General features: G+C 72.8%; 1 protein-coding gene. It reads left to right on the plus strand.

All coding sequences use genetic code 11. The annotated features are described in order from the left end of the window. The coding region (locus VE546_RS04285) for a type I polyketide synthase (protein ID WP_324918513.1) at positions 1–1,814 on the plus strand (1,814 nt) is incomplete at both ends.

A 1,814-nucleotide genomic window follows, 5' to 3' on the forward strand; every position in this document is an offset into this window, starting at 1 on the left:
CACCTGATCACCGCGCACGGCGCCCGGCACCTGCTGCTGACCAGCCGCTCCGGTCCGGACGCCCCCGGCGCCACCGCCCTCCACGAGGAGCTCACCGCGCTCGGCGCCGACGTCCGCATCACCGCCTGCGACACCGCCGACAAGGCAGCACTGGCCGACCTGCTGAGCACCATCCCCGACGACCACCCCCTCACCGCCGTCATCCACACCGCCGGTGTGCTCGACGACGCCACCGTCGACCGCCTCACCCCCGAACAGCTCGTCACCGTGCTACGCCCGAAGGTGGACGCCGCGTGGCACCTGCACGAGCTGACCGCCCACCTGGACCTGGACGCCTTCGTCCTGTTCTCCTCTGCCGCCGCCACCTTCGGCGCACCGGGCCAGGCCAACTACGCGCTGGCCAACACCTTCCTCGACGCCCTCGCCCACCATCGCCACCGGCACGGCCTGCCCGCTACCTCCCTCGGATGGGGTCTGTGGGCCGAGGCCAGCGGTATGACGCAGCACTTGGACGACGCCGACGTCGCACGGGTGAGCCGGGCGGGCGTCATCCCCCTCACCTCCGCCCACGGTCTGGCCCTCTTCGATGCGGGCCTGTCCGGCAGCCGGGCCTTCCTGCTGCCGACCGGCTTGGACACCCGCGCCCTCGACCCGGCCGCCGTGCCGCCGCTGCTCCGCACCCTGGTCCAGCCACGGCGAGCTGCCGCCACGTCCGCGGTACGCGGGACCGCCTCCAAAGGCCGGGGAGTCCCGCTGGTCGAGGAGCTGTCCGCGCTGGCCCCCGAGAAGCGGGAGCGGCGCGTCCTGGACCTGGTGTGCAGCCATGTGGCGACGGTGCTGGTCCTCGGTGACGCCGCCGCGGTCGGCACCGACCGCACGTTCCGGGAGCTGGGCTTCGACTCGCTCACCGCTGTCGAGATGCGGAACCGGCTCACAGCCGCGACAGGGCTGCAGCTACCGACCACGCTGGTCTTCGACCATCCGACGCCCGCCCTGCTGGCCCGCTTCATGCTCGACGAGATGTTCGGCACGATGCCGGCCGCCGACACCACCGCCGCGGTCCAGGCCGATCAGGACGAGCCCATCGCCATCATCGGCATGGCCTGCCGTTTCCCCGGCGGCGTCGCCTCGCCGGAGGACCTGTGGCAGCTCGTCGGCGAAGGACGGGACGGCATCGGGGATTTCCCGGACGACCGCGGCTGGGACCTCGACCGGCTGATGGACCCGGACCCCGAGCGCACCGGAACTTCGGCCACCACCAAGGGTGGCTTCCTCTACGACGCGGCCGAGTTCGACGCGGAGCTGTTCCGGATCAGCCCGCGTGAGGCGACCGCCACTGACCCGCAGCAGCGGCTGCTGCTGGAGACGGCCTGGGAGGCGTTCGAGCGGGCCGGCATCGACCCGCAGTCGTTGCGCGGCAGCCGCACCGGGGTGTTCGCCGGTGTCATCTCCCAGGACTATCTGTCCCGGCTGACCGACACCCCGGAGGGCTTCGAGGGCCAGGTCGGCATCGGCAGCGCCCTCAGCGTCGCCTCGGGCCGGATCGCCTACACCTTCGGTCTGGAGGGTCCGGCGGTCACCATCGACACGGCCTGTTCGTCGTCGCTGGTGGCCCTGCACCTGGCCGCCCAGTCACTACGCAGCGGCGAGTCCACGCTCGCGCTGGCCGGCGGCGTCACCGTCATGGCCACCCCCGGCTGCTTCACCGAGTTCAGCCGCCAGGGCGGGTTGGCGCCGGATGGGCGGTGCAAGCCGTTCGCCGCGGCCGCGGACGGCACCGGCTGGTCCGAGGGCGTGGGCCTGCTGCTGGTCGA

This window comes from Streptomyces sp. (assembly GCF_035644915.1).
Taxonomy (GTDB): domain Bacteria; phylum Actinomycetota; class Actinomycetes; order Streptomycetales; family Streptomycetaceae; genus Streptomyces.